At 56.6% G+C, this 26506-nt stretch carries 29 protein-coding genes; 23 read left to right on the top strand and 6 right to left on the bottom strand.

All coding sequences use genetic code 11. The features are described from left to right. The first annotated feature begins 37 nt into the window (after positions 1-37). From QPJ95_RS19820 to QPJ95_RS19790, 7 genes are read left to right on the top strand one after another with little or no spacing between them, the layout of a single operon-like run. A complete protein-coding gene (locus tag QPJ95_RS19820; protein ID WP_270920333.1) occupies positions 38-898 on the top strand; it encodes an FAD binding domain-containing protein in 861 nt (286 codons plus the stop codon). Continuing rightward, positions 895-1383, top strand: coding sequence for a (2Fe-2S)-binding protein (locus tag QPJ95_RS19815; protein WP_270920332.1), 489 nt, complete (start codon positions 895-897; stop codon positions 1381-1383). Before QPJ95_RS19820 ends, QPJ95_RS19815 begins: the two co-directional genes overlap by 4 nt. Next, entirely contained in the window at positions 1380-3734 is a 2355-nt protein-coding gene (locus tag QPJ95_RS19810) for a xanthine dehydrogenase family protein molybdopterin-binding subunit (RefSeq protein WP_270920331.1), read from the top strand. The genes QPJ95_RS19815 and QPJ95_RS19810 overlap by 4 nt, the downstream gene beginning before the upstream one ends. 26 nt (positions 3735-3760) lie before the next feature. Beyond that, complete coding sequence (locus QPJ95_RS19805) at positions 3761-4222, top strand: CoxG family protein (protein ID WP_270920330.1); 462 nt, start codon at positions 3761-3763, stop codon at positions 4220-4222. A 59-nt stretch (positions 4223-4281) separates the two neighbouring features. Then, the gene (locus QPJ95_RS19800) at positions 4282-5355 is read left to right on the top strand and encodes a C4-dicarboxylate TRAP transporter substrate-binding protein (protein ID WP_270920329.1); all 1074 of its coding nucleotides are present in this window, start codon (positions 4282-4284) and stop codon (positions 5353-5355) included. Between the two features lie 44 nt (positions 5356-5399). Then, on the top strand, positions 5400-5945 hold the full coding sequence (locus QPJ95_RS19795; RefSeq protein ID WP_270920328.1) for a TRAP transporter small permease subunit: 546 nt from the start codon (positions 5400-5402) through the stop codon (positions 5943-5945). A 1-nt stretch (position 5946) separates the two neighbouring features. Continuing rightward, positions 5947-7269, top strand: a complete 1323-nt coding sequence (locus tag QPJ95_RS19790; RefSeq protein WP_270920327.1) for a TRAP transporter large permease — start codon at positions 5947-5949, stop codon at positions 7267-7269. 391 nt (positions 7270-7660) lie between these two features. Here the strand turns inward: QPJ95_RS19790 and QPJ95_RS19785 are convergent, their stop codons facing one another. From QPJ95_RS19785 to QPJ95_RS19775, 3 genes are all read right to left on the bottom strand, one after another. Next, the gene (locus tag QPJ95_RS19785) at positions 7661-8716 is read right to left on the bottom strand and encodes a YeeE/YedE family protein (RefSeq protein WP_270920326.1); all 1056 of its coding nucleotides are present in this window, start codon (positions 8714-8716) and stop codon (positions 7661-7663) included. Positions 8717-8761: 45 nt separating this feature from the next. Further along, positions 8762-9097: an ArsR/SmtB family transcription factor gene (locus QPJ95_RS19780; protein WP_270920338.1), complete on the bottom strand. Its 336-nt coding sequence runs from the start codon at positions 9095-9097 to the stop codon at positions 8762-8764. 66 nt (positions 9098-9163) lie between these two features. Next, complete coding sequence (locus QPJ95_RS19775; protein ID WP_270920325.1) at positions 9164-9532, bottom strand: hypothetical protein; 369 nt, start codon at positions 9530-9532, stop codon at positions 9164-9166. Between the two features lie 71 nt (positions 9533-9603). Between QPJ95_RS19775 and QPJ95_RS19770 the strand changes: the two genes are divergently transcribed. Then, complete coding sequence (locus tag QPJ95_RS19770; RefSeq protein WP_270920324.1) at positions 9604-10344, top strand: cytochrome c biogenesis CcdA family protein; 741 nt, start codon at positions 9604-9606, stop codon at positions 10342-10344. A gap of 15 nt (positions 10345-10359) precedes the next feature. Beyond that, the gene (locus tag QPJ95_RS19765) at positions 10360-10923 is read left to right on the top strand and encodes a thioredoxin family protein (RefSeq protein WP_270920323.1); all 564 of its coding nucleotides are present in this window, start codon (positions 10360-10362) and stop codon (positions 10921-10923) included. A gap of 191 nt (positions 10924-11114) precedes the next feature. On the opposite strand, the gene QPJ95_RS19760 is transcribed toward QPJ95_RS19765, so the two are convergent. Further along, positions 11115-12176, bottom strand: coding sequence for a YeeE/YedE family protein (locus tag QPJ95_RS19760; RefSeq protein ID WP_270920322.1), 1062 nt, complete (start codon positions 12174-12176; stop codon positions 11115-11117). A gap of 274 nt (positions 12177-12450) precedes the next feature. On the opposite strand from QPJ95_RS19760, the gene soxX reads away from it, so the two are divergent. The 8 genes from soxX (at position 12451) to QPJ95_RS19720 (ending at position 19257) form a co-directional block, all read left to right on the top strand. After that, the gene (gene soxX, locus QPJ95_RS19755) at positions 12451-12903 is read left to right on the top strand and encodes a sulfur oxidation c-type cytochrome SoxX (protein WP_270920321.1); all 453 of its coding nucleotides are present in this window, start codon (positions 12451-12453) and stop codon (positions 12901-12903) included. 32 nt (positions 12904-12935) lie between these two features. Further along, positions 12936-13358, top strand: coding sequence for a thiosulfate oxidation carrier protein SoxY (gene soxY, locus QPJ95_RS19750; RefSeq protein WP_270920337.1), 423 nt, complete (start codon positions 12936-12938; stop codon positions 13356-13358). A gap of 21 nt (positions 13359-13379) precedes the next feature. Beyond that, a complete protein-coding gene (soxZ, locus tag QPJ95_RS19745; protein ID WP_270920320.1) occupies positions 13380-13709 on the top strand; it encodes a thiosulfate oxidation carrier complex protein SoxZ in 330 nt (109 codons plus the stop codon). Positions 13710-13737: 28 nt separating this feature from the next. Next, positions 13738-14574, top strand: coding sequence for a sulfur oxidation c-type cytochrome SoxA (soxA, locus tag QPJ95_RS19740; protein ID WP_270920319.1), 837 nt, complete (start codon positions 13738-13740; stop codon positions 14572-14574). 95 nt (positions 14575-14669) lie between these two features. After that, the gene (soxB, locus tag QPJ95_RS19735) at positions 14670-16373 is read left to right on the top strand and encodes a thiosulfohydrolase SoxB (RefSeq protein WP_270920318.1); all 1704 of its coding nucleotides are present in this window, start codon (positions 14670-14672) and stop codon (positions 16371-16373) included. Positions 16374-16405: 32 nt separating this feature from the next. Then, a complete protein-coding gene (soxC, locus tag QPJ95_RS19730) occupies positions 16406-17689 on the top strand; it encodes a sulfite dehydrogenase (RefSeq protein WP_270920317.1) in 1284 nt (427 codons plus the stop codon). Next, complete coding sequence (locus tag QPJ95_RS19725) at positions 17673-18698, top strand: c-type cytochrome (RefSeq protein ID WP_270920316.1); 1026 nt, start codon at positions 17673-17675, stop codon at positions 18696-18698. Before soxC ends, QPJ95_RS19725 begins: the two co-directional genes overlap by 17 nt. Before the next feature lie 109 nt (positions 18699-18807). After that, complete coding sequence (locus tag QPJ95_RS19720; protein WP_270920315.1) at positions 18808-19257, top strand: DUF302 domain-containing protein; 450 nt, start codon at positions 18808-18810, stop codon at positions 19255-19257. Between the two features lie 90 nt (positions 19258-19347). Here QPJ95_RS19720 and QPJ95_RS19715 read toward each other — a convergent pair whose 3' ends face one another. Both QPJ95_RS19715 and QPJ95_RS19710 read right to left on the bottom strand, forming a co-directional pair. Further along, complete coding sequence (locus QPJ95_RS19715; protein WP_270920314.1) at positions 19348-20292, bottom strand: MBL fold metallo-hydrolase; 945 nt, start codon at positions 20290-20292, stop codon at positions 19348-19350. Positions 20293-20294: 2 nt separating this feature from the next. After that, positions 20295-21215, bottom strand: coding sequence for an MBL fold metallo-hydrolase (locus QPJ95_RS19710; RefSeq protein ID WP_270920313.1), 921 nt, complete (start codon positions 21213-21215; stop codon positions 20295-20297). Positions 21216-21529: 314 nt separating this feature from the next. Here QPJ95_RS19710 and QPJ95_RS19705 point away from each other — a divergent pair, with 314 nt between their 5' ends. The 6 genes from QPJ95_RS19705 (at position 21530) to proB (ending at position 26428) form a co-directional block, all read left to right on the top strand. Then, on the top strand, positions 21530-22381 hold the full coding sequence (locus tag QPJ95_RS19705) for a DUF2059 domain-containing protein (RefSeq protein ID WP_270920312.1): 852 nt from the start codon (positions 21530-21532) through the stop codon (positions 22379-22381). Between the two features lie 255 nt (positions 22382-22636). Further along, the gene (gene rplU / locus QPJ95_RS19700) at positions 22637-23194 is read left to right on the top strand and encodes a 50S ribosomal protein L21 (protein WP_270920311.1); all 558 of its coding nucleotides are present in this window, start codon (positions 22637-22639) and stop codon (positions 23192-23194) included. An 11-nt stretch (positions 23195-23205) separates the two neighbouring features. Further along, positions 23206-23475, top strand: a complete 270-nt coding sequence (rpmA, locus tag QPJ95_RS19695) for a 50S ribosomal protein L27 (protein WP_270920310.1) — start codon at positions 23206-23208, stop codon at positions 23473-23475. A gap of 159 nt (positions 23476-23634) precedes the next feature. Then, positions 23635-24171: a GNAT family N-acetyltransferase gene (locus QPJ95_RS19690; RefSeq protein ID WP_270920309.1), complete on the top strand. Its 537-nt coding sequence runs from the start codon at positions 23635-23637 to the stop codon at positions 24169-24171. Positions 24172-24299: 128 nt separating this feature from the next. Further along, positions 24300-25334, top strand: coding sequence for a GTPase ObgE (obgE, locus tag QPJ95_RS19685; RefSeq protein ID WP_270920308.1), 1035 nt, complete (start codon positions 24300-24302; stop codon positions 25332-25334). Next, on the top strand, positions 25322-26428 hold the full coding sequence (proB, locus tag QPJ95_RS19680; protein ID WP_270920307.1) for a glutamate 5-kinase: 1107 nt from the start codon (positions 25322-25324) through the stop codon (positions 26426-26428). Before obgE ends, proB begins: the two co-directional genes overlap by 13 nt. The last annotated feature ends 78 nt before the right edge of the window (positions 26429-26506 follow it).

The following is a 26506-nucleotide window of genomic DNA, read 5'->3' as shown; positions in this document are numbered from 1 at the left end:
TAAAGCTGGCGGAGAGGCAGAATACTAAGGGCGAAAAATGAAGTCACCGGCGTTTGAATATATACGGGCGGAGAGCGTTGCAGGCGCAATGTCGGCCTATGCCGCGGCGGGTGATGATGTGGTTTACCTTGCAGGTGGGCACAGTGTTGTACCGTCTCTGGCCCTGCGTCTTCAGGCGCCGGCCTTGATGATTGACCTATCTGAAATCGCGGCGCTGTCCGGCATATCGTTTCAGGATGGATGGCTTCGCATCGGTGCGATGACCCGGCACGTTCAGGCGATCAATGATCCGTTGATCGCAGCGCAGGCGCCGCTGTTTGCGGCGGCGGCCCCATTTGTGGCCCATCCTGCCATTCGCAATCGCGGGACTCTGGGCGGCAGCTTGGCCCATGCAGACCCGGCGTCAGAGTTCCCCGCAGCGGCTGTTGCCATGCGGGTTGAGCTTGAGATTGCATCGCCAAAAGGCACCCGTCGTGTGCCTGCGGATGAGTTCTTTTTGGACATCTACGAGACGGCGATAGAGCCTGGGGAAATCCTGCTGGCGATCCATGTTCCTAGCCCGGTGGCCGGGCAGGTGATTGGCTTTGACGAGATAGTCAGGCGGCAGGGTGACTATGCCATGGTCGGCGCTGCGGTTCAGGCGGTCGCCAAGGACGGTGTTCTGGAGGACATCAGTATCGCATTGTTTTCGGTTGGAAACCGCCCCACAAGAGCCGTCGCCGCGCAGGCAGCATTGATGGGTCGGGTGATTGATGATGCATCGATTGCCGACGCCAAGGCGGCGCTTGGCGATGATCTTGATCCACCGGATGATCTGCAGTTTCCAGCAACCATGCGCTTGCATTTGGCGCGCGTGTTGCTGGGGCGAATTCTGGCAAATCTAGAGGCGGTGGCATGAAGACCGACATTACATTGACCATCAATGGCGACGCGGTGCGCGAAGCCGTCGAGCCGCGCACCAGCCTTGCGGATCTGTTGCGCGACAACTTACAACTGACCGGCACCCATTTAGGGTGCGAAATGGGGGCCTGCGGTGCCTGCCTTGTGATGCTGGACGGCGCGCCGGTCCACGCCTGTCTGGTATTGGCAGTGCAAGCCTCGGGTCATAAGGTCGAGACAATCGAGGGTTTGAATGAACGCGGCTTGATCAAAGATCTTCAGGAAAAATTTCATGATCGCAATGCGTTGCAATGCGGCTTCTGTACCAATGGCATGTTGATGTCAGCCCAGGCCCTTTTGTTGGACAATCCTACGCCGTCGCGCCCCGAGATACGCGAAGCTCTGTCTGGAAACTACTGCCGCTGCACTGGCTATGAGGCGATTGTCGATGCAATCTCGGCCACCGCAAAAATGCGTTCAGGCCAGGCAGGAGAGGCGTCATGATCCCTTCCAAAAACCATATTGGGCAATCGCACCGACGCAAAAATGCATTTCGCCACTTGGCTGGGCGGGGGCGGTTTGTGACCGATCTGGCGCTGCCGCGTATGGTGCATGCGGCCTTTGTGCGCAGCCCGATGGCCAAGGGAAATATCGTTGAACTGGACGTCTCGGAGGCCGCCGCAGCTTCGGGAGTCGTGCGGGTGTTTACTGCCGAAACCCTAAACCACACCTGCGTGCCATGGACCGGCACCCTGGATCACTTTGCGGGTATGCAAAGTGGGGCGCAGAACATGTTGGCGAGTAATGAAGTTCTTTGGGTTGGCCATCCGGTGGTGATGATCCTGGCCCATAGCCGGGCAGAGGCCGAAGACGCCTGCGAGCTTGTCATGCTGGACATCGAAGACGAAGACGCCGTTGTTGATGGCGACGCAGCACTGGTCAAAGGGACCCCCTTGGCCGCAGAGGGGATCAACAGCAATATGTGTTTCCAGACGGTATTGGAAACACCTGATCTGGATGATGCCTTCACCCGCTCGGCGCATGTGGTTGAGGGAAAGTTCACTTTTGGACGACACACCGCTGTCACCTTGGAGCCGCGCGCCATCATTGCTGACTTTGATCCGTCAACCGGGCAGTTGGACGTGCACCATGGCACCCAGACGCCGTACCAGTTTCAAGACGTCTATGCCCGCCACTTTGGCCTGTCCGAGGGCAGGGTGCGGGTGATTGCACCTGATATCGGTGGCTCGTTTGGCATGAAATTGCATGTCTATCACGAGGAAATGGCGGCGGTTGCTGCCAGCCTGATGCTGGGCCGCCCAGTGCGGTTCGTGGCGGATCGGCTGGAAAGCTTTGTGTCCGACATCCACGCCCGCGACCACCGTGTCACGGCGCGGATGGCGCTGGACGCAGAGGGCGGCATTCTGGCGATGGATGTGGATGACATGACCCAGATCGGCGCCTTCTCATCCTATCCCCGCACCAGCGTAGCTGAGGGAAATCAGGTGATCCGCCTGATGGGGGCTCCGTATCAGATGCCCGATTATCGCGGCCGTCTGTCGGTGGTGTTTCAGAACAAGGTGCAGACCAGCCAGTACCGCGCGGTTGGTCACCCGATTGCCTGTGCGGTCACCGAAGCCTTGGTGGATCGCGCCGCCGAACTGTTGGATCTGGATCCGTTTGAGATACGCCGTCGCAATCTTTTGGCGGATGACGCCTATCCGCATATCTCGGCCACCGGATATCAGTTTGAAAAACTGTCGCATCAGGCAAGCTTGGAAAAACTGCACCAGATGATCGGCTATGAGGCGCTGCGCGCAGAGCAAATCGCGCTGCGCAAACAGGGCATCTATCGCGGCATCGGCATTGCACCCTTCGTGGAAATCACCAACCCGGGCGCGGCTTTTTATGGCATCGGTGGCGCCCGCATTTCGGCCCAGGACGGTGCGGTTATACGTCTGACGCCGGCTGGTGACGTGCATTGCGCCATTTCGGTGACTGAGCAAGGCCAGGGCACCGAAACCATCATCGCGCAGATTGTGGCGGATCAACTGGGGGTGACGCCGGATCAGGTAAAAGTGACCACTGGCGACACCGACAATACCCCAAGTGGTGGCGCAACCTGGGCCTGTCGCGGTGCCGGCATCGGCGGCGAAACCGCCCTGCGGGCTGGGCGCAAATTGCAGGCACAGATTCTGACCCTGGCTGGTGAAATCTTGCAAGCTGACCCGATGCATTTGGCATTGGCCAGCGGCGCCGTGGTCGACAAGACAACAGGCCAAGAGCGGATCACCCTGGCTGAAATCGGCCGCATTGCGACCTATCGCCCGGACACGCTGCCCAAGGGGAGCGACAATTCCCTGACCGCTGCACAGCATTTTGCGCCCTCAGGCTATCCGTTCGACTTTACCAACGGCATTCAGGCCAGCCATGTCGAGGTCGACATTGAAACCGGCGTGACCCGTCTGTTGAAACACTGGGTGGTCGAAGATTGCGGTCGCATCATCAATCCTCTGCTGGTGGACGAGCAGATCCGTGGCGGTGTGGTCCAGGGTCTGGGACCAGCGTTCTTTGAGGAATGCCTGTATGACGACATGGGCCAGATGACCAATGCCTCTCTGGTGGATTATTTGGTGCCGATGGCCGGCGAAATGCCTGACATCGAGATCGCCCACATCGAAACTCCGACATTGGATACCATTCTTGGCGCCAAAGGCGTTGGAGAAGCGGGAACCGCTGCCGCCGGAGCCGCCGCGATGAACGCGGTGAATGACGCGCTGCGCCCACTGGGCGCGCGTATTTCTCAAACGCCCATGACACCGCTGCGCATTCTGACTGCCCTTGGTCATGTGTGAATCTGGCCCATGAAAGGACAGCATGAATGGAACTTTTAGGCAGTCAAAACCTTGCCGCAACGCCGGATCAGGTGTGGGCCGCGCTATTTGATCGCGATGTGCTGGAGCAGTCTATTCCAGGTTGCGAAAGCCTGGAGCAGACCAGCGATACAAGCTTTGTCGCCGTGGTGAAGCTAAAGATTGGCCCGGTCTCGGCGCGTTTTAAGGGCGAAATCGAGTTGAGCGATATTGATCCGGGTAAGTCCTGCACCCTATCGGGCAAAGGGTCTGGCGGGATCGCTGGATTTGCCAAAGGCGCGGCGCTGGTAACGCTGACCCCTGAGGGTGACTATACCGTGCTTGACTATACCGCAGACGTGGCCGTGGGGGGCAAGCTGGCCGCCCTGGGCAATCGTTTGATTAAGTCGACAGCCAAGAAACTGACCGATGAATTCTTTGCCAATTTCACCAAGGCTTTGACCGCCGAAGAGGAAGAACCTGTCACCTGAGCACCACCGATACCTAAATACTGTCCGCGCAGGACGCGGGATTTCTAAGGGAGGACATTATGAAATCTACACGCCGGGCCTTTTTGGCTGCATCAACCGCTTCGCTGGCGGTCCCGTTTCTGAACACCCGCCTGTTGGCGGCGGAAACCATCAATATCCAGATCGGCTCAAGCCATCCGACCAACAACATCTGGGTCTATGCAATGCAGAACGCATTGCAGCCCGCGCTGGACCGCTTGCTGGCTGACGCCGGAGGCAATTACGCGGTAAACTGGACCGAGAACTACGGCGGCACGCTGTACAAGTTCAAAGACACTCGCACCGCAGTGCGTGATGGAATTGTTGATATCGGCATGGTCGGCACGGTTTGGGAAGGCTCTGCAATGCCGTTGCAGAATGTCACCTATTTCACGCCATTCGCCAATCCCGACCACAATGTTGTTATCGACATTTTCGACAAGCTGACGGATGAGCTGCCGGAACTGCGTGCCGGCTGGACCGATCAGAACATGGTGCACCTGTCGTCGCTGGTGACAGATAGCTATGATGTCTATTCGAACTTTCCGATCACCTCGGTCGATGATGTGAAGAACCGTCGCCTGAACGCGCCGGGAACTTCGGCGAACTGGCTGCGCGATACGGGTGCCACACCGGTGAACGGCGCGCTGACGACCTATTACACCGACATCCAGACCGGTGTATCCGAAGGGGCGCTGTCCTTTGCCAGTGGCATCCAGCCGACCCGTGTTTACGAAGTTGCTCCGCAACTGACGCGCGTCGGATTCGGCTCGATGTATTTTGGCGGCATCGCGGTGAACAAACGGTTCCACGATCGTCTCCCCGCCGAGGTCCAGACCGCGCTGCGCGAAGCGGGCCGGATCACCTCGCGTAGCCATGGTGATTATGTCACCGAGCGTTCGACCAATGCGATGAACGAAATGGTAGCGGCTGGCCTGCAAGTCACGGACATGGCCCAGGCCGAGCGTGAAAGATGGGCTGCAACGCTGCCCAATGTTGCCAAACCCTGGTTGGACGCCAACGGCCCGGCTGCAGCGACGGTTCTAAAGGCCTATTTTGGTGAGCTGAAAGCACGTGGGATCACCCCAGCGCGTGATTGGTCCACCGAAGCCTAAACACCCGAATCCACGCGGTTTTGCTCGGTCAAATGGGAAATGAAATGTTACAAGATATGGGTCTCACCCAAAGCACAAACCCGTTGAAATGGGGCTTGCAGATCGTTTTGAACGCCGTCGCGGCGATCGGAACCGTGTGGATTTTCGCTATCATGCTATTGATTGTCGCCGATGTGGTCGGCCGCAATTTTCTGGCCACTCCGATCACCGGTGTCGCCGAAATCTCCGCCCGCAGTGTGGTGGCGATCGTTTTCCTAATGTTGCCTGCTGCAGCTTTGAACGGGTCGCTGATCCGGGCTGACTTCCTGCTGCGCGGCATCCGGCGCTTTTCACCGCACGCGGTGCACCTGCTGGACGCTCTGTTTGCGCTGGTCGGTACGGTGCTGTTTGCTCTCGTGGCTGTCGCCGCCTGGCCAGACACACATGAGGCTTGGGTCACGTCCGAATTTTTCGGAGTACGCGGGGTCTGGACGCTGCCAACTTTGCCGTTCCACCTGTTGGTGGTGCTTGGGTCCGGTGCCACCAGCCTTGCTTTTTTCACCGTTGCAATCGAAAGCGCGGTTCAGACTAAATCCAAAAAGGGTCACTGAAATGAGCAGTATTTCCATCGGCCTGATCTTAATCGGTGTGTTGTTCCTGCTGGTCCTGATGGGAATGCGCATTGCCGTTGCCCTGATGGCCGTGGCCTTCGCCGGGGTCTGGATGATCCGTGGGAATTTCGACCTGTCAATGCGCCTGATGTCGATGGCCTCTTATAACGGTGTGGCGAATTACCTGTTTGCCACCATTCCGCTGTTTGTCCTGATGGGACATCTGGTCAGCATTTCGAACGTCGGCAAGGATACCTTTGATGTTGCGGAGGCGTTGTTGCGTCGCTTGTTGGGGGGGCTGGGCATTGCCACGGTTGCCGCGAATACAGTTTTTGCCGCCGTCACCGGCGTCTCTATTGCCTCTGCCGCCGTATTCACCAAGGTCGCGGTGCCCGAGATGACGCGGCACGGCTATCGTGCATCTTTTTCGGCGGGCACCGTCGCAGGAAGCTCGGTGCTGGGCATGTTGATCCCACCGAGCCTGCTGTTGATCATTTATGGGGTGCTGGCGGAACAATCCATTGGCCGCATGTTCATCGCCGGGCTGGTCCCTGGGGCGCTGTTGGCTGCTGGGTTCGTTTTGTGGATCATTCTGGTGGCCAAATTTGCGCCCGGTTTTGTGTTTACGCAGGAGTATCTGGCCCAAAAGGACGAGGACCACGCACCGCTCCCGACCATGCCTGTGCCTGAAATTTTGCGGAAATTGTCGCCTATCGTCGTGCTGGTGCTGTTCGTTCTGGGCGGTCTCTACAGTGGGTTCTTCACCCCCACTGAGGCCGGAGGCGTGGGGGCATTTGCCGCTCTGATCGTCGCTTTGTTGCGCCGCAGCCTGGACCTGCGCAAGTGTTGGCAGGTGTTGACCGAGACCGGCTCGATCTCGGTCGGAATTCTGGCCTTGCTTGTCGCCGCCAGTTTCTACAGTCAGATGCTGGCTGTTGCGGGCATTCCCTTTGCCATCGGAGATTTTGTCCAGAACAGTGGGTTCGGCGCGGTGGGATTTCTGGTTGTCTATGTGGTTCTGGTGCTGCTGTTGGGCATGATCCTGGACAGCAGTTCAATTTTGCTGATCGTTGTCCCCATCGCGGCTCCGATTGCGCAGGGGCTTGGCTTTGACCTGATCCAGTTCGGTATCATCACCGTCATTGCGGTGGAAGTCGGGCTGTTGACACCGCCATTTGGAATTTCGATATTTACGGTGCATTCGACACTTGGTGATGAGCGGACGTCGTTGGAATCGATTTTCGCCGGTGCGCTGCCCTATGTTGGGGTGATGTTGATCGTCCTCGTTCTTATAGCGGTGTTTCCCGGGCTGATCATCAGTTGAGCTGTGATTTGAGCCCCTTGCAAGCGGCGTTTGCGAGGTTTCGGCCCGGTCAATCCCAAATAGACGAGCCGCCGCGCGATTGCGCATGCCATCGACATGGCACCCAGGCCGGACCCGGCTGTAGTAAAGACATCTCGCCCCCCTCAGCTTCTTCGCCTCGGCTGTCAGACGGCGGGATTTTACTCTGCGACACTCAGATCATCCAACCGACTCAATGGACATTTTGTTTCGGGAATCATAACCTTAACTACTGTTTCGAAGTCCCGCGACCACCTCTGTCGCAGTCGCTCAGCCATTCGCTGGGTTCAGACTGAACGATTTTTGAGTGGGTGAATTTGTCTTGCGCTGCCATTTAGATGCTCGCAGGCATCGCATGAAGGTCAAAATACAGTCAGACTGACGGCGCAAACCCTAGGATCAATTGTCGCAGGCCCAATGCGGCACCGATCATGATGGATAGCAGCGTCAGCGGGGCGCTGTAAGACAGGACCGAAAAGGCTGCCAACCCTTGACCAACACTGCAGCCAACCGCAACAACGGCCCCCATCCCCATCAGGGCGGCTCCGAGCAATTGCCGGCGCAGTTCGCGGGGGTCATCGCAGGATTCCCATCTGAAATGGCCTTTGTACAGACTGCCAATCAAGGCGCCGATCAACACACCAGCAACAGACCCTGTCCCAAAGCTGATTGAATTGCCGGATGAGGTCATCAGGTACAGCAGCGTCTCGCCAATGGGGGCTGAAAATGTGTGGCTGACAACGGGTGTCGCGTCAAACCCGTTGCTGGCGACCCAATATGTTCCGGCCCAGCCTGAAACGATCGCCAGACCGGCAACCGCCCCCCAAAATACATGACTGGCAGAGCGCCGCAACGCCTTGCTCGCCAGTGTCAGCGCCAGAATAACCACTCCGATCGCTATTCCGGTCACCTCCATTGACGCGCCCATCAGCGGTGCGGCCAGATGGGCAAATGTGGGGACGTTGACCGCTTGTTCAGAGGCTCCAAACAGCCAGATGCGCAGAGAAGACAGCGGGCCACCCAATGTCATATAGGCGGAGATTCCCATCACCAGAACAATCAGCAGCGCTCGCAAGTCACCGCCGCCGACCCGCGCCAAAGCGCCGTAACCGCAATTGCCAGCAAGAGCCATGCCATAGCCGAAAAGCAGCCCGCCGAATATGCTCTCCAGCGGGTTCCAGTGCCGTGACAGATAGAGCGTTTGGCTGAGATCAAGCAGACCCGCCGCAGACAGGCTGAAGGTGCCGATTACCGATAGCCCAATCGCCATCCCCCACATCCGCAGGCGCAGCGTGTTCTCTCCGTAAAAAAGGTCTTCTATGGCGCCCAAAGTGCAGAACCGGCCGATGCGCGCAGCCAGGCCAAGCAACACGCCGCCCGCAAGGCCGACAAGGGCAACAAGTATGGGTTCAGGGATCAGATCAAGCATCGCCGCGTTCCATTACGTCCTTTGCAATAGCACCGGGATTGAGGGTCAGTCGCCGCGGCAGAACAGATCGTAGACAACTTCCATGATTTTCTTCGGACGATCATCCGTCAAGCTGTAGTAGATCACCTTGCCGTCGCGCCGAGGCGTCACCAACCCCTCCAGCCGTAGCCGAGACAATTGTTGCGATACAGCAGCCTGCCGCGATGACAGCAGGTTTTCAAGTTCGGTAACTGATTTTTCACCCGAGGCTAGATGACATAGAATCATCAGGCGCCCCTCGTGGCTAATTGCCTTGAGGAAATAGGAAGCTTTCATGGCATTGTCTGCCATCTTGTCCATGTCTTCGGCACACATATTGCCGTCAAATACTGGCAGGCCCATCTGGTTCTCTTTCTTTAGATTGGTATCGGCCATTAAAGTCGCAGTGCTTGCCTTAATATACAAAGCTCATCCAGATACATCAATGCTGGCGTCCGACAACATTTGCCCTAACTGTCCCCAGAAAAAGTCCTCTCCAGGATATCCTTCGATCCGGGATACTTCTATTCCGTCAACCATCAAGACAAACGTAGGCGTGAAGTTGAGTGAACGGCTAAAGGTCAAATCATCGGGCCGTGCTGCCTGCATATCAATACGCCGCAGAGGCGCAGCTTTGCCCTCAGTCGTTTTTGGATAGATCTGCGCGATCTCCTCGTTCCAGCGGGCGCACCAGACACATCCCTTTTCCTCCACCATCACCAAAACGGTGTCAGCCGCAGCGGAAAACGCCGATGACAGGCTCAGCGCCATGCTGAAAATAATGAAACGTAGTGACATGAGAAATTGACCTTTGCTTAACAAACAACATAATATGAATATTTGAATTATACAAGAGTAGGTGCCTGAATATGATGGAAATTACCCTTGCAGGTGCTGCTTTTGCGGGCATTCTGTCTTTTTTGTCACCCTGTATCCTGCCGATCGTGCCGTTCTATCTGAGTTACCTTGCGGGGGTGGGCATGAACCAGATCTCTGCGGAGGCCGAGATTGATGGCAAAACGCGGATGCGCGCGGTGCTTGCGGCCTGCCTCTTTGCGGCGGGGGTGATTACAATCTTCATGGGGCTCGGGGCTGCGGCAACGGTGTTTGGCCAGATTGTCCGCGACTATTTCGATATTCTGCGATGGTTTGCGGCGGCAATCATTATTGCAATGGGGCTGCATTTTCTCGGGGTTATTCGGATCAGCATTCTTTATCGGCAATTGCGGTCCGACGCGGGCAACACCTCAAAAGTTAGCCTGCTGGGGGCCTATATTATTGGTTTAGCGTTTGCATTCGGCTGGACCCCCTGTGTCGGACCGGTCCTGGCGGCAATTCTATTCACCGCAGCGGGCGCGGAAACGGCCTCGGCCGGGGCAGGGCTGTTGTTTGTTTACGGATTAGGGATGACTGCGCCGTTTGTGCTGGCGGCTTTCTTTATCGGTCCCTTTATGCGGTGGATGTCAAAATTTCGCAGACATCTGGGGCGGATCGAAAAGATCATGGGGGCCATGCTGATTGTATTCGGGCTGCTGATCGCCACAAATTCAATGAACTACATTGCGCAATGGATGCTGGCAATCGCGCCGGATATTGGTGTTCTGCGTTAACATGGAGCGGACAATATGAGATATTTTCTATCGGGATGCGCGCTGTTATTTGCGATGACGCTTGGCGCCTTTGCAGCCGAAGTGGGCGACGACGGACTGCATAAGGCGCCATGGATGCGGGACACCTTCAAGGACCTACGCGAGGATCTGGGCGAAGCGAACGCCACAGGCAAACGCTTGATGGTGATCATCGAACAGCGTGGCTGTATTTACTGTAAGAAAATGCACGAAGAGGTGTTCCCGGTGGAGGAAATCGCCACCTATATTGAAGAAAATTTCTTTGTGGTGCAGATCAATATGTTTGGCGACGTCGACGTTACCGACTTTGATGGGGTGACCATGCCGGAAAAGCAGATTGTCAATAAATGGGGCGCGCTGTTCACGCCGATGATCCTGTTTTTCCCGGAGGACGTAGCGGCTGATGCCAGTGCGGCGACGGCAGCAGTGGCAACCATGCCTGGGGCCTTTGGCCGCCATACCACCTTCAATATGCTCAACTGGATTGTCGAAAAGGGATATGATGGAGACGAAGGTTTCCAGAAGTATCATGCCCGTAGGCTGTCAGAGCAATCCAATTAAACACGGCAAGCGCTGACTGCGGAGATGTGGGTCTGCAAATGGCAGCCGGTGTTTTTTGAGTATTTTAGGCAAAAAGAAGCCCTTTAAGTCGGCGCGCCGTTATTCTCGTTGCTCTAAATACTCATAACGCGACATCTGCAGCTTTGCCTGTTTGGTTTGCTGTGGGGCCTACTGTGCGGCTGGCCCTGCACTCAGGCTATTTGGGTGGCGCGCCGCTGATCGACCAGCCAATCCGTTGCCATGGCGCCAATCCACATACAGAACAGCGCCAGCCAGGCGGTGCCGACAAAGATGGAGCCGCCGGTGACGCCCGCGCCAATGGCGCAGCCACCGGCCAGCATGCCGCCAAAGCCCATCAGCGCCGCACCTGCCATCGCCTTGCGCATGGTGGGGGCATCGTCAAATGCCTGAAATTTCAGCTCTCCTCCCAGCGCTGCGGCAACAAAGGCACCGATGAATACGCCGGGCACCAGGCCAACGTCGAATTCCAGCACCGAGTCGCGATCGAGAAAGAACATCAGCGTATTGGCCGAGGGGCCGGTGAAGGTGGCGCTTTCAACTTGCACCGGGTCAAAGGCTACCAAGCTCAACGAATAGGTCAGCACCCATCCCAGCGCCACCGCAAAGCCAACGCCTGAGGCAAACACCAGGCGCGACGTTCCGATACAGTTGCGACGAGCAAGGACCAGGGCCAGCGCCGCGATACCAACACCGATGAGAAAGCCAGAATAGGCTGGCAGACCGGTTGTTGCCAGTAGATCCATATTGCGGCCTCCACTGGTGACCCAGAGAGACGCCAGTTGGTTGCGCAGCGATGACAAGATACCGGTCAGGCTCATCTGCGCCACCACGGCAAAGATCAATCCAGACACCAGTGAGCGCAGATTTCCGGTGGCGGCGAGGACCAATAGCCGTCCTGAGCAGCCGCGGGCCAGCACCATGCCGACGCCAAAAATCAGCCCGCCAATCACCGCCCCTGACCAACTTCCGGGCACCGCCATCATCCGGGCGCTGGAGGCGTCCATCAGCCCCAGCATCTGTGCGCCCTGCACCCAGACCAGCGCGGTGGAAAAGGTCAGCAGCCAAACGGCGACGCTGCCTTGCATTTTGCCGCGGGCGAATTCTACCGTGGCGGCGCGCAGGCAGAACCGGGAGCGTTGGGCGGAGGCACCAAACACCACGCCGGTGACCATGCCAAACAGGGCGGCAGTGGGGGCCTCGCCAATCCTCTCAATCAGGGTGATCAGGTCCATGCCATGCTCCAAATAATTCACATATTGCTATGTGTAGTGATTGATTCCCTGACCTGTATTGATGCAGATCAGCTGCGCCTCTGCCTGTCGAGCTTGCCTGGTGCCGCGATCCACGCCTGCTGGAAGGATCCCCATGCAGCCAACCAGGGCTCTGATATCTTGAAGGTCTCAGCTTAATCCAACAAATACAATAATTCATGTAAGTGAATTTGTTGTTGCGTCATCACGGGGTCGTGCGCTACGGTATCCCGAATTGAAGTGTTTGGGAGGATGCATGAGGATCATCGGTATATCAATCGCAGTGGCGGGTTTGCTGGCCAATCCATTGGCCGCTGAGCCCGTGGCTCCAAACGACGTCAACTATGAGGACGGCGTGGTTTTGGCTTCTTTGACAGGCGTTGCCGGAGACCCGGTAAACGGCCGTGACGTTTTCAAGAACAGAAAGCTGGGCAATTGTCTGGCCTGTCACGTCAACGCTGAGATGCCTGAGGAATCGTTTCACGGCGAGGTCGGTCCTGAATTGACCGGTGTTGCGGATCGTTGGGAGCAGCAGGAGCTTCGTGCCATTGTGGCCAATTCCAAAATGGTTTTTGACGGCACCATCATGCCTGCGTTTTATCAAGATACGGGTTATGAACGCCCGCTCAAAGGTTTTGAAGGCAAAAGCATCTTGACCGCACAACAGGTCGAAGATGTCATCGCCTATCTGCAAACCCTAAAAGAATAATCACTGACCCAGACTCCATGGGAGGAAATGAAATGGACCTAACACGTCGAAAAGCGCTTGCGCTTGGCTCTGCTACACTTGCCATTGCATCGCTATCTGGCCTTCCGGCATTTGCATCATTGACCGATGAGGCGATCACCGCCCTGACGGGTGGCGCCGAAGTTACTGAGGGTGGCATCGACCTGATCGCACCGGAAATCGCGGAAAACGGCAATACTGTTCCTGTTGAGGTTTCGGCCCCCGGAGCGGTTGAAATTGCTCTGTTTGCCGCAGGCAATCCAACACCGGCTGTCGCGACCTTTAAGTTCGGACCTCTGGCAGGCTCGCGTTCGGGATCGACACGTATCCGTTTGGCAAAGACACAAGACGTCGTGGCAATTGCTAAAATGGAAGACGGTTCGTTCCGCAAAGCAAGCGCGACTGTAAAAGTAACTATCGGCGGCTGCGGCGGCTAAACTCAAACGAGGAGAAAAACTATGGCTTCTGGTGTAAAACCTCGTGTCAAAGTCCCAAAGAAGGCTTCGGCCGGTGACGTTGTTACCATCAAAACTCTGATCAGCCACAAGATGGAATCCGGTCAGCGCAAAGGCGACGATGGCGCTCTTATTCCACGCTCAATTATCAACCGTTTCACTGCGGATTTTAATGGGCAGAATGTAATCGACGTGACGGTTGAGCCGGCTGTTTCGACAAACCCGTACTTCCAATTTGAAGCGCTGGTTCCCGAAGCGGGCGAGTTCAAGTTCACTTGGTACGATGATGACGGGTCAGTCTACGAAACAGCGAAAAAAATCGCGATCGGCTGAGGTCGGACAGTTTAGGGAGGACGACCGAATGAAAGCATTTAAACTACTGGTAAGTACGGCATGTTTTATGGGGATGGCAGTCAGTACCCATGCGGATGAAGCTGCAACACTATCTATCGAAGGGCAGGCGTTTACCATTCAGGCGTCAGCCCCTTCACATGCAGAGAACCTTGATGAAGTGACGTCAGGCTGGATCTATCGTACAAAGGAAACCCGGGCCCTGCAGCTCGATGATTTTGACAATCCGGGTTTTGTCTTTGTCGATAAGGCAATCGATCTGTGGAACGAAGTGGACGGCAGCGAAGACAAATCCTGTGCTTCGTGTCACGAGAATGTCGAAGACTTTGCAGGTCTGCGCACCACGTTGCCGCGGGCTGAGGACGGCGAATTGGTCACCATGGAAGATCTGGTGAACGAGTGCCGGACCGAGCAGATGGGCGCAGAGCCTTGGAAATATTCTGGTGGTCAGATGACTGGAATGACCGCTTTGATAGGCCTGCAATCGCGTGGCATGCCGATGAACGTGGCCATTGACGGCGAGGCTGCGGCGTTCTGGGAAAAGGGTAAAGAGCTATACTATACCCGTGTTGGCCAACTGGATATGTCCTGTTCCAATTGTCATGAAGACAATTATGACACGATGATCCGCGCCGATCACCTGAGTCAGGGCCAGACCAACGGCTTTCCGACTTATCGTCTGAAGAATGCCAAGCTGAATTCTACTCACGCACGCTTTAAGGGCTGTATGAAGAATATTCGGGCGCAACCATACAAGGTTGGCGGCGATGAATTCAAATCGCTTGAATTGTATATCGCATCGCGCGGCCAGGGGCTTTCTGTTGAAACGCCTTCAGTTCGGAACTAAAAAACAATCAAAGCCCCAATGCCGGATGGTGTTGGGGCTTTTCCACCTCTAACGAATTCATATATGCGTATATGTTGTAATAGCTAGGACCCACTATGATATCTCGCCGCGATTTTATGCAAACCAGCATGGCAGCAGCTGCGCTTTATGGGGCCTCCGGGTTTGGAAACTGGGCGCGGGTGGCGGCGCAGCAATCGCTGACGCAGGACAAGCTGTTAGAGTTTGACACCTACGGCAATGTCTCGCTGATCCATATCACCGACATTCACGCGCAGCTAAAGCCGATCTATTTCCGCGAACCTTCGGTCAATATCGGGGTTGGGGGAAACAAGGGGGCGGTTCCGCATGTGACGGGTGCTGAGTTCCGCAAGCTTTACGGCATTGATGACGGCAGCGCCTCTGCCTATGCGCTGAGCCACAGTGATTTCTCATCACTGGCACAGGCCTATGGCCGGGTTGGCGGCATCGACCGGGTTGCCACCGTCATCAAATCGATCCGTGCCGCGCGCCCCGACGCCCTGTTGCTGGATGGTGGCGATACCTGGCATGGCAGCTATACCTGCTATCAGACCGCCGGTCAGGACATGGTCAACGTGATGAATGCGCTAAAGCCGGATGCGATGACCTTTCATTGGGAATTCACGCTGGGCTCAGAGCGGGTGAACGAGATAGTCGAAAACCTGCCATTTGCGGCCTTGGGTCAGAACATTTTTGACGCCGAGTGGAACGAACCAACAGAGCTGTTTCCGCCGTATAAGTTCTTTGAGAGTGGTGGCGTCAAGGTGGCTGTGATCGGCCAGACCTTTCCCTATATGCCAATCGCAAACCCCGGCTGGATGTTCCCCGAATATTCGTTTGGCATTCGCGACGAGCGGATGCAGGAAATGGTCGATGAGGTGCGCGCCAAAGGCGCCGAACTGGTGGTCTGCCTGAGCCATAACGGCTTCGACGTTGATAAGCAGATGGCAGGCAAAGTGACCGGCATTGACGTGATCCTGTCGGGCCACACCCATGACGCGCTGCCGGAACCTGTTTTGGTGGGCGACACCATTATTGTCGCATCCGGCTCAAACGGCAAGTTTGTCAGCCGGGTGGATCTGGATGTCCGCAACGGCCGGATGATGGGCTTTCGCCACAAACTGATCCCGATCTTTTCCGACGTAATCACCCCCGATGCCGAGGTGGCACAGTTGATCGACGCGCAACGGGCACCCTATGCGGATAAGCTGGGCGAGGTCATTGGCCGCACCGGCGATGATCAGACCCTGTACCGCCGAGGCAACTTTAACGGCACCTGGGACGACCTGATCTGTGACGCGCTGATTTCCGAACGCGAGGCCGATATTGCTTTGTCGCCTGGCGTGCGCTGGGGGCCCTCCATTCTGCCGGGGCAAGACATCACCCGCGAAGATATCTGGAACGTCACCTCGATGACCTATGGCGAGGCCTACAGGACCGAGATGACCGGTGAATTCCTGCATGTGGTGCTGGAGGATGTCGCCGACAACCTGTTCAATCCCGATCCCTACTATCAGCAGGGCGGCGATATGGTGCGGGTCGGTGGCCTTGGATACCGGATTGACGTCACCAAACCGCAAGGCAGCCGCATCACCGAAATGACGCTGCTCAAGACCGGCGAACTCATTGATCCCACCAAGACCTATCAGGTTGCGGGCTGGGCGTCGGTCAATGAAGACACCGAAGGTCCAAAAATCTGGGACGTGGTCGAGGCGCATATCGCCAAACAAGGCACGATCTCGCTTGATCCAAACAACAGTGTGAAAGTGGTTGGAGCCTAGGCTCCGCACTCCACAACAAAAAGGCATCTGATATGTCAGATAATGAAAACGATACAGTTGGCTCTCGGCGCGCGTTCCTAAGTGGGGCGGTGGCGGCTGGGGCAGGGGCTCTGACAACCAGTGTGGCCGCCGCCCAAACCGCGGACCCCTTGATCACCGAGATCCAGCCATGGGCACAGGAATTCGGTGACGGTGTCGATGCGGCGCGTTATGGCCTGCCCAGTGAACATGAGGGCGACGTCATTCGTCGCAATGTGGAATGGCTGACTGCCGATACCGTCAGCTCTATCAACTTCACGCCGATCCATGCGCTGGATGGCACCATCACACCTCAGGGCTGCGCGTTTGAGCGCCATCACTCGGGTGCAATTGATCTGAAAAAAGACGATTACCGCCTGATGATCCACGGTCTAGTCGATACGCCGCTGGTGTTTAGCTACGCCGATCTGGAACGGTTCCCGCGCGAAAACCACGTGTATTTCTGCGAATGTGCCGCCAACACCGGCATGGAATGGGCAGGCGCGCAGCTGAATGGCGCGCAGTTCACCCACGGTATGATCCACAACATGGAATACACCGGCGTGCCGCTGCGCACCCTGCTAGAGGAAGCGGGCTTTGATACTGCGGGCGATCTTACGGGCAAATGGGTTTATGTCGAAGGCGCTGACGCCTCGTCAAATGGGCGCTCAATCCCGATGGAAAAGGCGCTTGATGACGTGTTGGTCGCCTTTAAGGCCAATGGCGAAGCACTGCGCAAAGAGCATGGCTACCCTGTACGTCTGGTCGTTCCCGGTTGGGAGGGCAACCTGTGGGTCAAATGGATCCGTCGGATAGAGGTGACGGACGGCCCGGTTGAAAGCCGCGAAGAGACCAGCAAATACACTGATACTCTGGACGATGGCACCAGCCGCAAGTGGACCTGGGCGATGGATGCAAAGTCGGTTGTGACAAGCCCCAGCCCGCAGGCGCCGATCAAACATGGCACCGGGCCACTGGTCATCACCGGCCTGGCATGGTCCGGGCGCGGCGCGATCAACCGGGTGGATGTCTCCAAGGACGGCGGCAAGAGCTGGGAGACAGCCCGTCTTGCCAAGCCTGGTGAGAAGATGGCGCTGACGCGTTTCTATCTCGACACCAACTGGGACGGCTCCGAAATGATGCTGCAATCGCGCGCCATGGATGACACCGGCTATGTGCAACCCACCAAGACGCAGTTGCGCGAGGTGCGTGGGTTGAACTCGATCTATCATAACAACTGTATCCAAACCTGGCTGGTGCGGTCTAACGGTGAGGCAGAAAATGTCGAAGTTTCTTAATTCAGCAGCTGTGGCTGTTGCGATCACCCTGATCGCGGCACCGGCGTTTGCGGGCAAAATTGGTCTGGGTCGCGCGGCTCTGCCGGCAGAAATCGCTGCCTGGGACGGCGATATCAGCCCTGATGGCACCGGGTTGCCGGTTGGCTCGGGGGATGCCCTGATTGGTGAAGAGATATTCGCCGACAAATGCGCCGCCTGCCACGGTGATTTTGCCGAAGGCATCGGCAACTGGCCAAAGCTGGCAGGTGGGGCGGATACGCTGAACCATGACGACCCGCTCAAGACTGTCGGGTCTTATTGGCCGCATCTGACAACCGCCTTTGACTACATCAAACGCTCCATGCCTTACGGCAACGCGGGGAGCCTGTCGGATGATGAGGTCTATGCCATCGTCGCCTATATCCTCTATTCCAACGACCTGATCGAAGATGATTTTGTCCTGTCGAACGAGACGTTCTTTGACGTTGAGATGCCAAACGCCGGTGGTTTCATCATCGATGACCGCGCCGAGACGGAATATGCGCTGTGGACAGGCGAGCCCTGCATGGCGAACTGCAAGGATGATGTTGTTGTGACCATGCGGGCCTTGGTTCTGGACGTGACACCGGATCAGGTCGAACCCGCTGAGGAGGAGGTCACAGAGATCACCGAGGCCAAGGTTGAAGATGTGGCCGCCAATGCGATTGACGCTGAGCTGGCTGCGGCTGGGGCCAAGGTTTTCAAGAAATGCAAATCCTGCCATCAGATCGGCGAGGGGGCAAAAAACCGCACTGGGCCGATCCTGACAGGCATTGTGGGTGGCGCCGCTGGCGCGGTTGACGGCTTTCGGTACTCAAAACCACTGAAGGCAGCCGCTGAGGGTGGATTGGTTTGGACGGAAGCAGAGCTTGCAGAATTTCTGGCCAAGCCGAGGGCCTATCTTAAGGGCACAAAAATGTCCTTTTCCGGCATTAAAAAGCCGGCCGATCAGCTTGCAATTATCGAATACCTCAGGTTGTTTGATGAGTGAAGCCGGGGCTCTATAGGTGAGTTTTCCAGACCCTTGCTGCTTTTGCCGCAAGGGTCTTTTTTTGGCCGTAAAATCGCAGCAAGGGTGCTGACAATCGGGGAGTGAAATCATGAGATCATTTTTAATTGGCGGCATGTTGGCTGTTATGGCAACGGTTAGCGCTGCGGGGCCTGCGATCGCGGACGGTGCCTCGACGGTTTACAAATACGATGGCAGCTTTGATGACGCGGCATTCAGCGTCGAAAGTGCGATTATCGATAAAGGGCTGAATATCGACTACACCAGTCATGTCGGTGAGATGCTGAACCGCACAGGGCAGGACGTGGGTAGCGACATCACCCTGTTTGATAATGCCGAGATCTACATTTTCTGTTCGGCCGTTTTGTCGCGCAAAATGATGGAAGCCGACCCGATGAACATCGCCCATTGTCCCTACGGAATTTTTGTCGCGGAGCGTGCGGGCGAGGTCATGGTGGGCTATCGCAATTACCCAAAAGGCCCGATGCAGGAGGTTCAGTCCCTGTTGGAAGAGATCGTGATTGAGGCTTTGGCGGAGTGATGGCTGGTTAAATATCGACCCAATATCCGCTGTCTAAAGTGGGAAATGGCCAATCAGAACGGGATCTGAATGGCCATTTTTTTGTCCGGACTATTCGAATTCCATCTGCTCATAGACCCGGCCTGCGTTCTTGGTTGCAAGCTCTTCGAAAGTGTCAAGATTGGCGTAGGGCGACTGATCAACATAATAGGCGCTGGCCAGATCGCCGTCATTCTCCAGATGGGCGCCGATTTTTGCCCGCAGATAGACCAGATAGTCACGGGTATAGCGCCGCACTTGATCCATATTGGTGGGATGACCATGTCCGGGAATGACATAGGTGGCGTTTAGCGGCTCAAACGCGGCATCCCATGTTTCGACCCAATCGGCGGTCATTGTATGCTCAAAAATCGGCAGCATGCGCTCGTGAAAGGCCATGTCCCCCGCGAGAACCAGGCCTTTTTCAGGCAGCCAAATGACGATATCTCCGGGGCTGTGGGATGGGCCTAGGTAGCGGGCTTCGATCCGCATGTCGCCCATTTCGACCACATAAGCGTCCTCGAATGTCTGAGTGGGTAAAACCACCCGGGTATCATCTGCCTGTTCCTTGGCCCGTGCCTGAGCCGCCCGCAAGGATTGGCCGCCGTGGGCTTCGAAATCAGCAGCAGCGTCCACATGGGCCAGGATTTCAACACCTTGATCCGCCCAGTAGGAGTTGCCAAGCATGGCATGGCCCTGACCGTTTTCGTTGAACACCAGTTTCACCGGCTGATCGGTAATCGCCTTGATTTCAAGGTGCAGCGCTTTGGCCAGCTGGTATGAGGCACCGCCATTGATCACCACAACGCCGTCGCCGGTTATAATGAAGCTCAGGTTATTGTTGTGACCGGCGTTTTCATAGGTCGGCGGTGCGGTGGCGCCAATTGCCGAAAACACACCCGGGATCACTTCATATGGTTTGGAATAGAGCACAGAACCGGGATATTGATCGGCGATGTCTTCGCTGGCAAAGGCCGGGGCGGTGAGCAGGGCAAAAGCAAGAATTGCGTGTTTCATTGTCATGCCTCCGCCACAAAAGCATAGCCGTCGGCCATCTTGTCCACATAACCAATGCCATTGCCGCTCAGATGATATCCGATCACCCGGGTTTTTTCATGGGACAGTTGATCCATCAGGGTCGTCCTTGTTTTGGCTGCTGTTTCGGGATCCTGATCAGACCCTGAATTCCAGTCAGGTTTGGCAAAGGCGATATGATCGTTACCAATGCTATCGCCCAGGATCATCACCGATTCGGAGCCGCTGTGCACTTCCAGCGCCATGTGGCCGGGGGTGTGGCCAACCGTTGCGCGTGCTGCGATGCCCGGCAGGATCTCCTCGCCGTCGCCAAACAGGGTGATCTGATCTTTGATCATCGACAGTCTGCGCTGTGCGCCGATGGCAAAGGTGGTACGGCCGCCGCCGATGGTATCTATGGTGTTGGGATCCATCCAATACTCCCATTCGGTTTTGCCGATCATGTAGCTGGCAGCCGGAAAAAGAGGGTCGTCAAAATCATCCAGCAGCCCCCACAAATGGTCCGGATGCGCATGGGTAAAGATAATGTCGGTCACATCGTCGGGGGCGACACCCAAGGCCTCTAGAGAGTCCAGAAGACGTCCCGAATTCGCAGAGAAGTCCGGCCCGGACCCAACATCAAACAAGATCGTCCGATCCCCTTGTCGCAGCAGGGTGACATTGCACGGCGGGGTCAGAACCTCGGCGGATTGACCGTAGGTTTTGAGAATGGGCAGCAATTCATCCTGTGGCATCGGGTCGAATATGAAGCTGCCCGGCAATGTCAAAAATCCATCGCTAACAACATCGATTGTCATGTCCCCAAACGCGACCTGTGCATGGGCCGGTGAGGATTGCAGGCCGAGTGCTGCGCCAGCGGTCAGTGCAGCGCTGCCCGCAAGAAATTTCCTTCTGGGTAACTTCATCATTTTCTCCAATAATTCTCCTATTCGAATATGTATTATTGTTCACCTTGGAGCAAGGCTTTCGACAGGCCTGCTGACAATGAAATATTGCTGATCCCCCTCGGGACTATCACCAGACAGCCCTGTCTGAATCGGGCTGATGAACCGCTTCTCCAGTACCAGCATCAGCCGAGGCCAACCATACAATGTCGATATTCTGCCGCTCTACGCCGTGGTCCATAATCATGTCGAGACGGTGCCAAATCCTGTCACAGTTCGGTCAGCACCGTCGGTTTTCCATTGTCAGGCCGCGTGAATCGCTTAGGTGTTGAGCTATGAAATATGCCTTTCCCATTCCCGCAGTCTTGATGCGTGGCCTGCGCGCCCTTTTTCTTGCATCCCTTTTTATTCCAAATGCCGCCGCTGCTGCAGATCGTGACCAGATTGAAACCTTCCTTGAAGTCACTGGTTTTGATGTTGCCTTGGACAGTATCGCCCTGTCTGCCGGCAGTGCACCCGACATGTTGGGGCTGGAGCCCGGCGAATTTGGCGCCGCTTGGGCGCGTCTGTCGCATCAGGTGTTTGATACAGATGTGATGCATGAACTGGCGCTGCAAATCCTGGTGGAGACGCTTGATGAGGAAGCCTTGGCCCATGCCTCGGCGTTTTATGCCAGCGCCTTAGGCCAACGGCTGGTTGCGGCTGAAAATTCGGCTCACATGATCGAAGAGGACGATGTTGTCCAAGCAGCCGGCCGACGCATCATCTCGGATCTTGTCCGCGATGGCGCTGAGCGCTTGGCTCTGTTGAAACGTATGGCGGCCGCAATTGACTCCTCGGGTACCGGGGTTAAGGCCGTTCAACAGATCCAGCTCCGCTTTCTCATGGCGGCCCGCGACGCTGGGGTGATTGAACTGGAGCTGAGCGTCGAAGGTCTGCAAGCCTTGATGAAAGAACAAGAGGCAGATTTGCGGCTGGCGCTGCTCGCGTCCTCCTTGGCGGGTTCGGCATATATCTACCAGGCATTTTCGGACCAGGACATGTCGGATTATGTCGTCGCGCTGGAACAGCCGCTGATGCAAACCGTCTATGAACTGCTGAATGCGGTGCAGTATGAAATCACCGCAAACCGATTTGAACTGCTGGCGTCCCGACTGTCTGAATTGACCGCAGGACAAGACATCTAGCGACACAGAGCGGAGCCAGAGGGGCCGGGTTCTGGGCCGGGTTCTGGGCTGGGCGCACAGCTGAGTGTCGGGCCCATTTTTGTTGGGCTTGACAGGCCTGCCCAACTGCCGCATAAGCCCGCATCCCGGCCCGAAATCTCTTTTGGGCGGGGCTTATTACGTAATTCGTCCCCAACGGGACGCGCCGTTCGAGGTGGCCTAGGCCGAAACGCCCGATAAGGGGACCACAGAACGCGGTTGAAAAAGGAAAGACGCATGTTTGCGGTCCTCAAGACTGGCGGCAAGCAGTACAAAGTTCATGCGGGTGACGTTCTCCGTATTGAAAAATTGGCTGCTGATGCTGGCGAAACAATTCAGTTCAACGACATCCTGATGCTGGGCGGCGACGCTCCGGTTGTGGGTGCACCCTTTGTTGAAGGCGCTGCAGTGCAGGCCGAGGTCATCGACCAGATCAAAGGCGAAAAACTGATCCACTTCGTCAAGCGCCGTCGTAAGCACTCTTCTAAGCGCACCAAAGGTCACCGTCAAAAGCTGACACTGGTCCGGATCACTGAGATCCTAGCTTCGGGTTCTGACGCCACTGGTGTAAAAGTTGCAACGGGTAAAAGCGCTCCGGCTGCCAATATCGCTGCATCTGATGATCTGACACAGTTGACCGGTGTAGGCCCTGCCGCCGCCGTCAAACTGAACGACGCTGGCCTGACCAGCTTTGCTCAGATCGCAGCCTTGTCGGCAGATGACATTGCTGGTATCGAAGCGGTTAAAGTGAAGCCCGAATGGGTTGAGCAAGCCAAAGATCTGGCTAAAGGCTAAGGAGAGACAGAATGGCACATAAAAAAGCTGGTGGTTCCTCCCGTAACGGCCGCGACTCTGCTGGTCGCCGCCTTGGCGTGAAACTATATGGTGGCCAAGCGGCCATCTCGGGTAACATCATCGTTCGTCAGCGCGGCACCAAGTTTTGGCCGGGCGAAGGCGTAGGCATGGGCAAAGACCATACGATCTTTGCTGTTGTCGAAGGCGCTGTTACCTTCCACAAAGGCCTTAAAGGCCGCACCTTTATTTCGGTTCTGCCAGTGGCGGAGGCCGCTGAATAAACCGAACCCACAAGGTTAAGAAAAATTTGGGGGATCGGTGATAAGCCGGTCCCTCTTTCTGTTGTGGCACCTGACACAGATTGATTTTGCAGGTCTGATGTCTGCCGATCGGACAAGATTGTCCGTTGAACTAGTACCGATTGAATGAGGAACATCTGCATGAGCCTGGATCAAACACCTATACAACCGCTCATCGAGGCTGAGCATTTTGTCCTGCGTCCGCTGCGAAAATCGGATAAAGGATTGCTCTTCCAATATACCAGCGACGAACGTGTCGCCCGAATGACCAGTTCTATTCCTCATCCGCTACCACCGGGGGCGACCGAGGCCTATATTGCGCGTGCTTCGGCCGACGACCGTGACGAAGATATCTGGGCGATTGATGGAACCCGTGATGGCGGTGCCGAACTGAAGGGGGTGATCGGATTAAAACGAATGGATCGCAACCAGTCGGAAGCCGTATTTTGGATCGCACCGGTGTTCTGGAACACTGGCCTGGCCTCCGAGGCGCTAAAGGCGCTGGTGGATGCAAATCCGCTGAACAACGCGGCTATGTTTGCCTCTGTCTTTCAGGACAATCCCGCCTCGGCGCGGGTGTTGACCCACTGCGGCTTTGAATATCTGGGCGATGCTGAAACATTTTCAGTTTCGCGCAATGCGGCGGTGCCAACCTGGACCTATAGCCGAAAACTGTGATTGGCGCGCCGCGCATGATGCGTTAAGGCAGGCGTTAAGCGAGGCGGAGCACTATCGGCTCCTGCCTTGGATCACTTGATACTATCACGCCTGGGTCGGCGATTTGGCCCCTGCGAAAAGGAGCAGTCATGAAATTCCTCGATCTGGCAAAGGTCTACATCCGGTCCGGTGGCGGCGGCAATGGCTGTATCAGCTTTCGACGCGAGAAGAATGCGGAATATGGCGGCCCTAACGGCGGCGATGGCGGCAAAGGCGGCACCGTCTGGGTCGAGGTTGTCGATGGCTTGAACACGCTGATTGATTTTCGCTATCAGCAGCACTTCTTTGCCAAAAGCGGCCAAAGCGGCATGGGCCAGCAGCGCACCGGTAAAGATGGCGACAACATTGTATTGCGGGTCCCGGTCGGCACCGAAATTTTGGACGAAGATCAGGAAACCGTGATTGCCGATCTGACTGAAGTTGGTCAGCGCATCCAATTGGCCAAGGGCGGCAATGGCGGCTTTGGCAATCTTCACTTCAAAAGTGCAACCAATCAGGCCCCACGGCGCGCCAACCCCGGCCAGGAAGGCGTGGAACGTACCATTTGGCTGAAGCTGAAGCTGATTGCCGATGCCGGCCTGTTGGGTCTGCCGAACGCAGGGAAATCCACCTTTCTGGCGGCCAGTTCCAATGCGCGGCCAAAAATTGCCGACTACCCGTTCACCACATTGCACCCGAACCTCGGGGTGGTTGGCATTGATAATGCTGAATTTGTCATTGCCGACATTCCTGGCTTGATTGCCGGAGCCCATGAGGGACGCGGGATTGGTGATCGTTTTCTGGGCCATGTGGAACGCTGCTCGCTGCTGCTGCATCTGGTTGATGGGACCTCTGACACAATTGCTGAGGACTACCGGACAATCATTGGCGAGCTAGAGGCCTATGGCGGCGAACTGGCCACCAAGACCAGGGTCACGGCGCTAAACAAAATCGACGCTCTTGACGATGAGGAACGCGCCGCAGCTCAGGCCGAACTGGAGGCCGCGGTTGGCGGCCCGGTGCTGCTGATGTCCGGCGTCAGCCGCGAAGGTCTGCCCGAGGTATTGCGGGCTGTGAGAGCAGAAATCGAAGCTGACCGCATCCGGTCAAAACCCGCTGAGGAGGCGGAGAGTTGGCGTCCCTAAGCAGCGCAAAACGCATCGTTGTCAAAATTGGCTCTACCTTGCTGGTTGACCGCGATGAGGGGGTTTTGCGTGCCGAATGGCTGCGGGCTCTTGCGGAAGATGTCGCTTGGCTGCGACAGCAAGATATCGACGTTATCCTGGTGTCGTCCGGCTCCATCGCCCTGGGCCGGGCTGTCCTTGGGCTGTCTGGCGCGGATCTTCCGCTGGAGCAGTCGCAAGCGGCTGCGGCTGTGGGCCAGATCAGGCTGGCGCGGGCCTATGAAGCAGCACTGGAGCCGCATGGGATCAACACCGCTCAGGTTCTGGTGACGCTGGAGGACAGTGAAAACCGTCGCCGCTACCTGAATTCCCGTGCCACCCTTGAGACCCTGTTGGGGTTTGGAGTGGTGCCGATTGTCAATGAAAACGACACCATTGCAACCGACGAAATCCGCTATGGTGACAATGACAGGCTGGCGGCCCAGGTCGCAGTGACGACGGGTGCCGATTGCCTGATCCTGCTGTCTGACGTCGATGGATTTTACAGCGCCAATCCGGCGCTGGATCCAAAGGCCATCCGTTACGATAGGATTGAGCAGATTACGCCAGAGATCGAAGCCATGGCCGGGGAGGGTGTCTCCGGGCTGTCCAAGGGCGGAATGATCACGAAACTGATGGCAGCCAAAGTGGCCACAGCAGCAGGTTGCGCCATGGCCATCACAGAAGGTTTCCACTCAAACCCATTGAAAATGCTGGACGACGGTGCGCCTTGCACCTGGTTTGCTGCGCATACGGACCCCCAGACCGCCCGCAAACGTTGGATCGCAGCGATGAAACCGCGCGGCGAAATCACCATCGACATCGGCGCCGCAAGGGCTTTGAAGTCCGGCAAAAGTCTGCTGCCGGCAGGGGTCACCCATGTGCAGGGCAATTTTGGCCGTGGTGAACCACTGGCCATTCTCGACACAACCGGGCACAAACTGGGGCAAGGGTTAAGCCGTTACACCGGCGCCGAGGCCCGCGCCATTTCAGGGCTGCAGTCGTACCAGATCGAGACCACGCTCGGCTATCCCGGCCGCGCCGCCCTGATCCACCGCGATGATATGGCGCTCTGACTCTTCTTCTTGTTGAAAATACCTCCGCCGGAGGCAAAAAACTCTCTAGCGCCCCACATTGGGAAAGGCCTGCAACTG

The organism is Parasedimentitalea psychrophila (assembly GCF_030285785.1).
Taxonomy (GTDB): Bacteria; Pseudomonadota; Alphaproteobacteria; order Rhodobacterales; family Rhodobacteraceae; genus Parasedimentitalea; species Parasedimentitalea psychrophila.
Note: the sequence above shows the minus strand (reverse complement) of the source record. Positions and strands in the feature narration are given on the sequence as shown.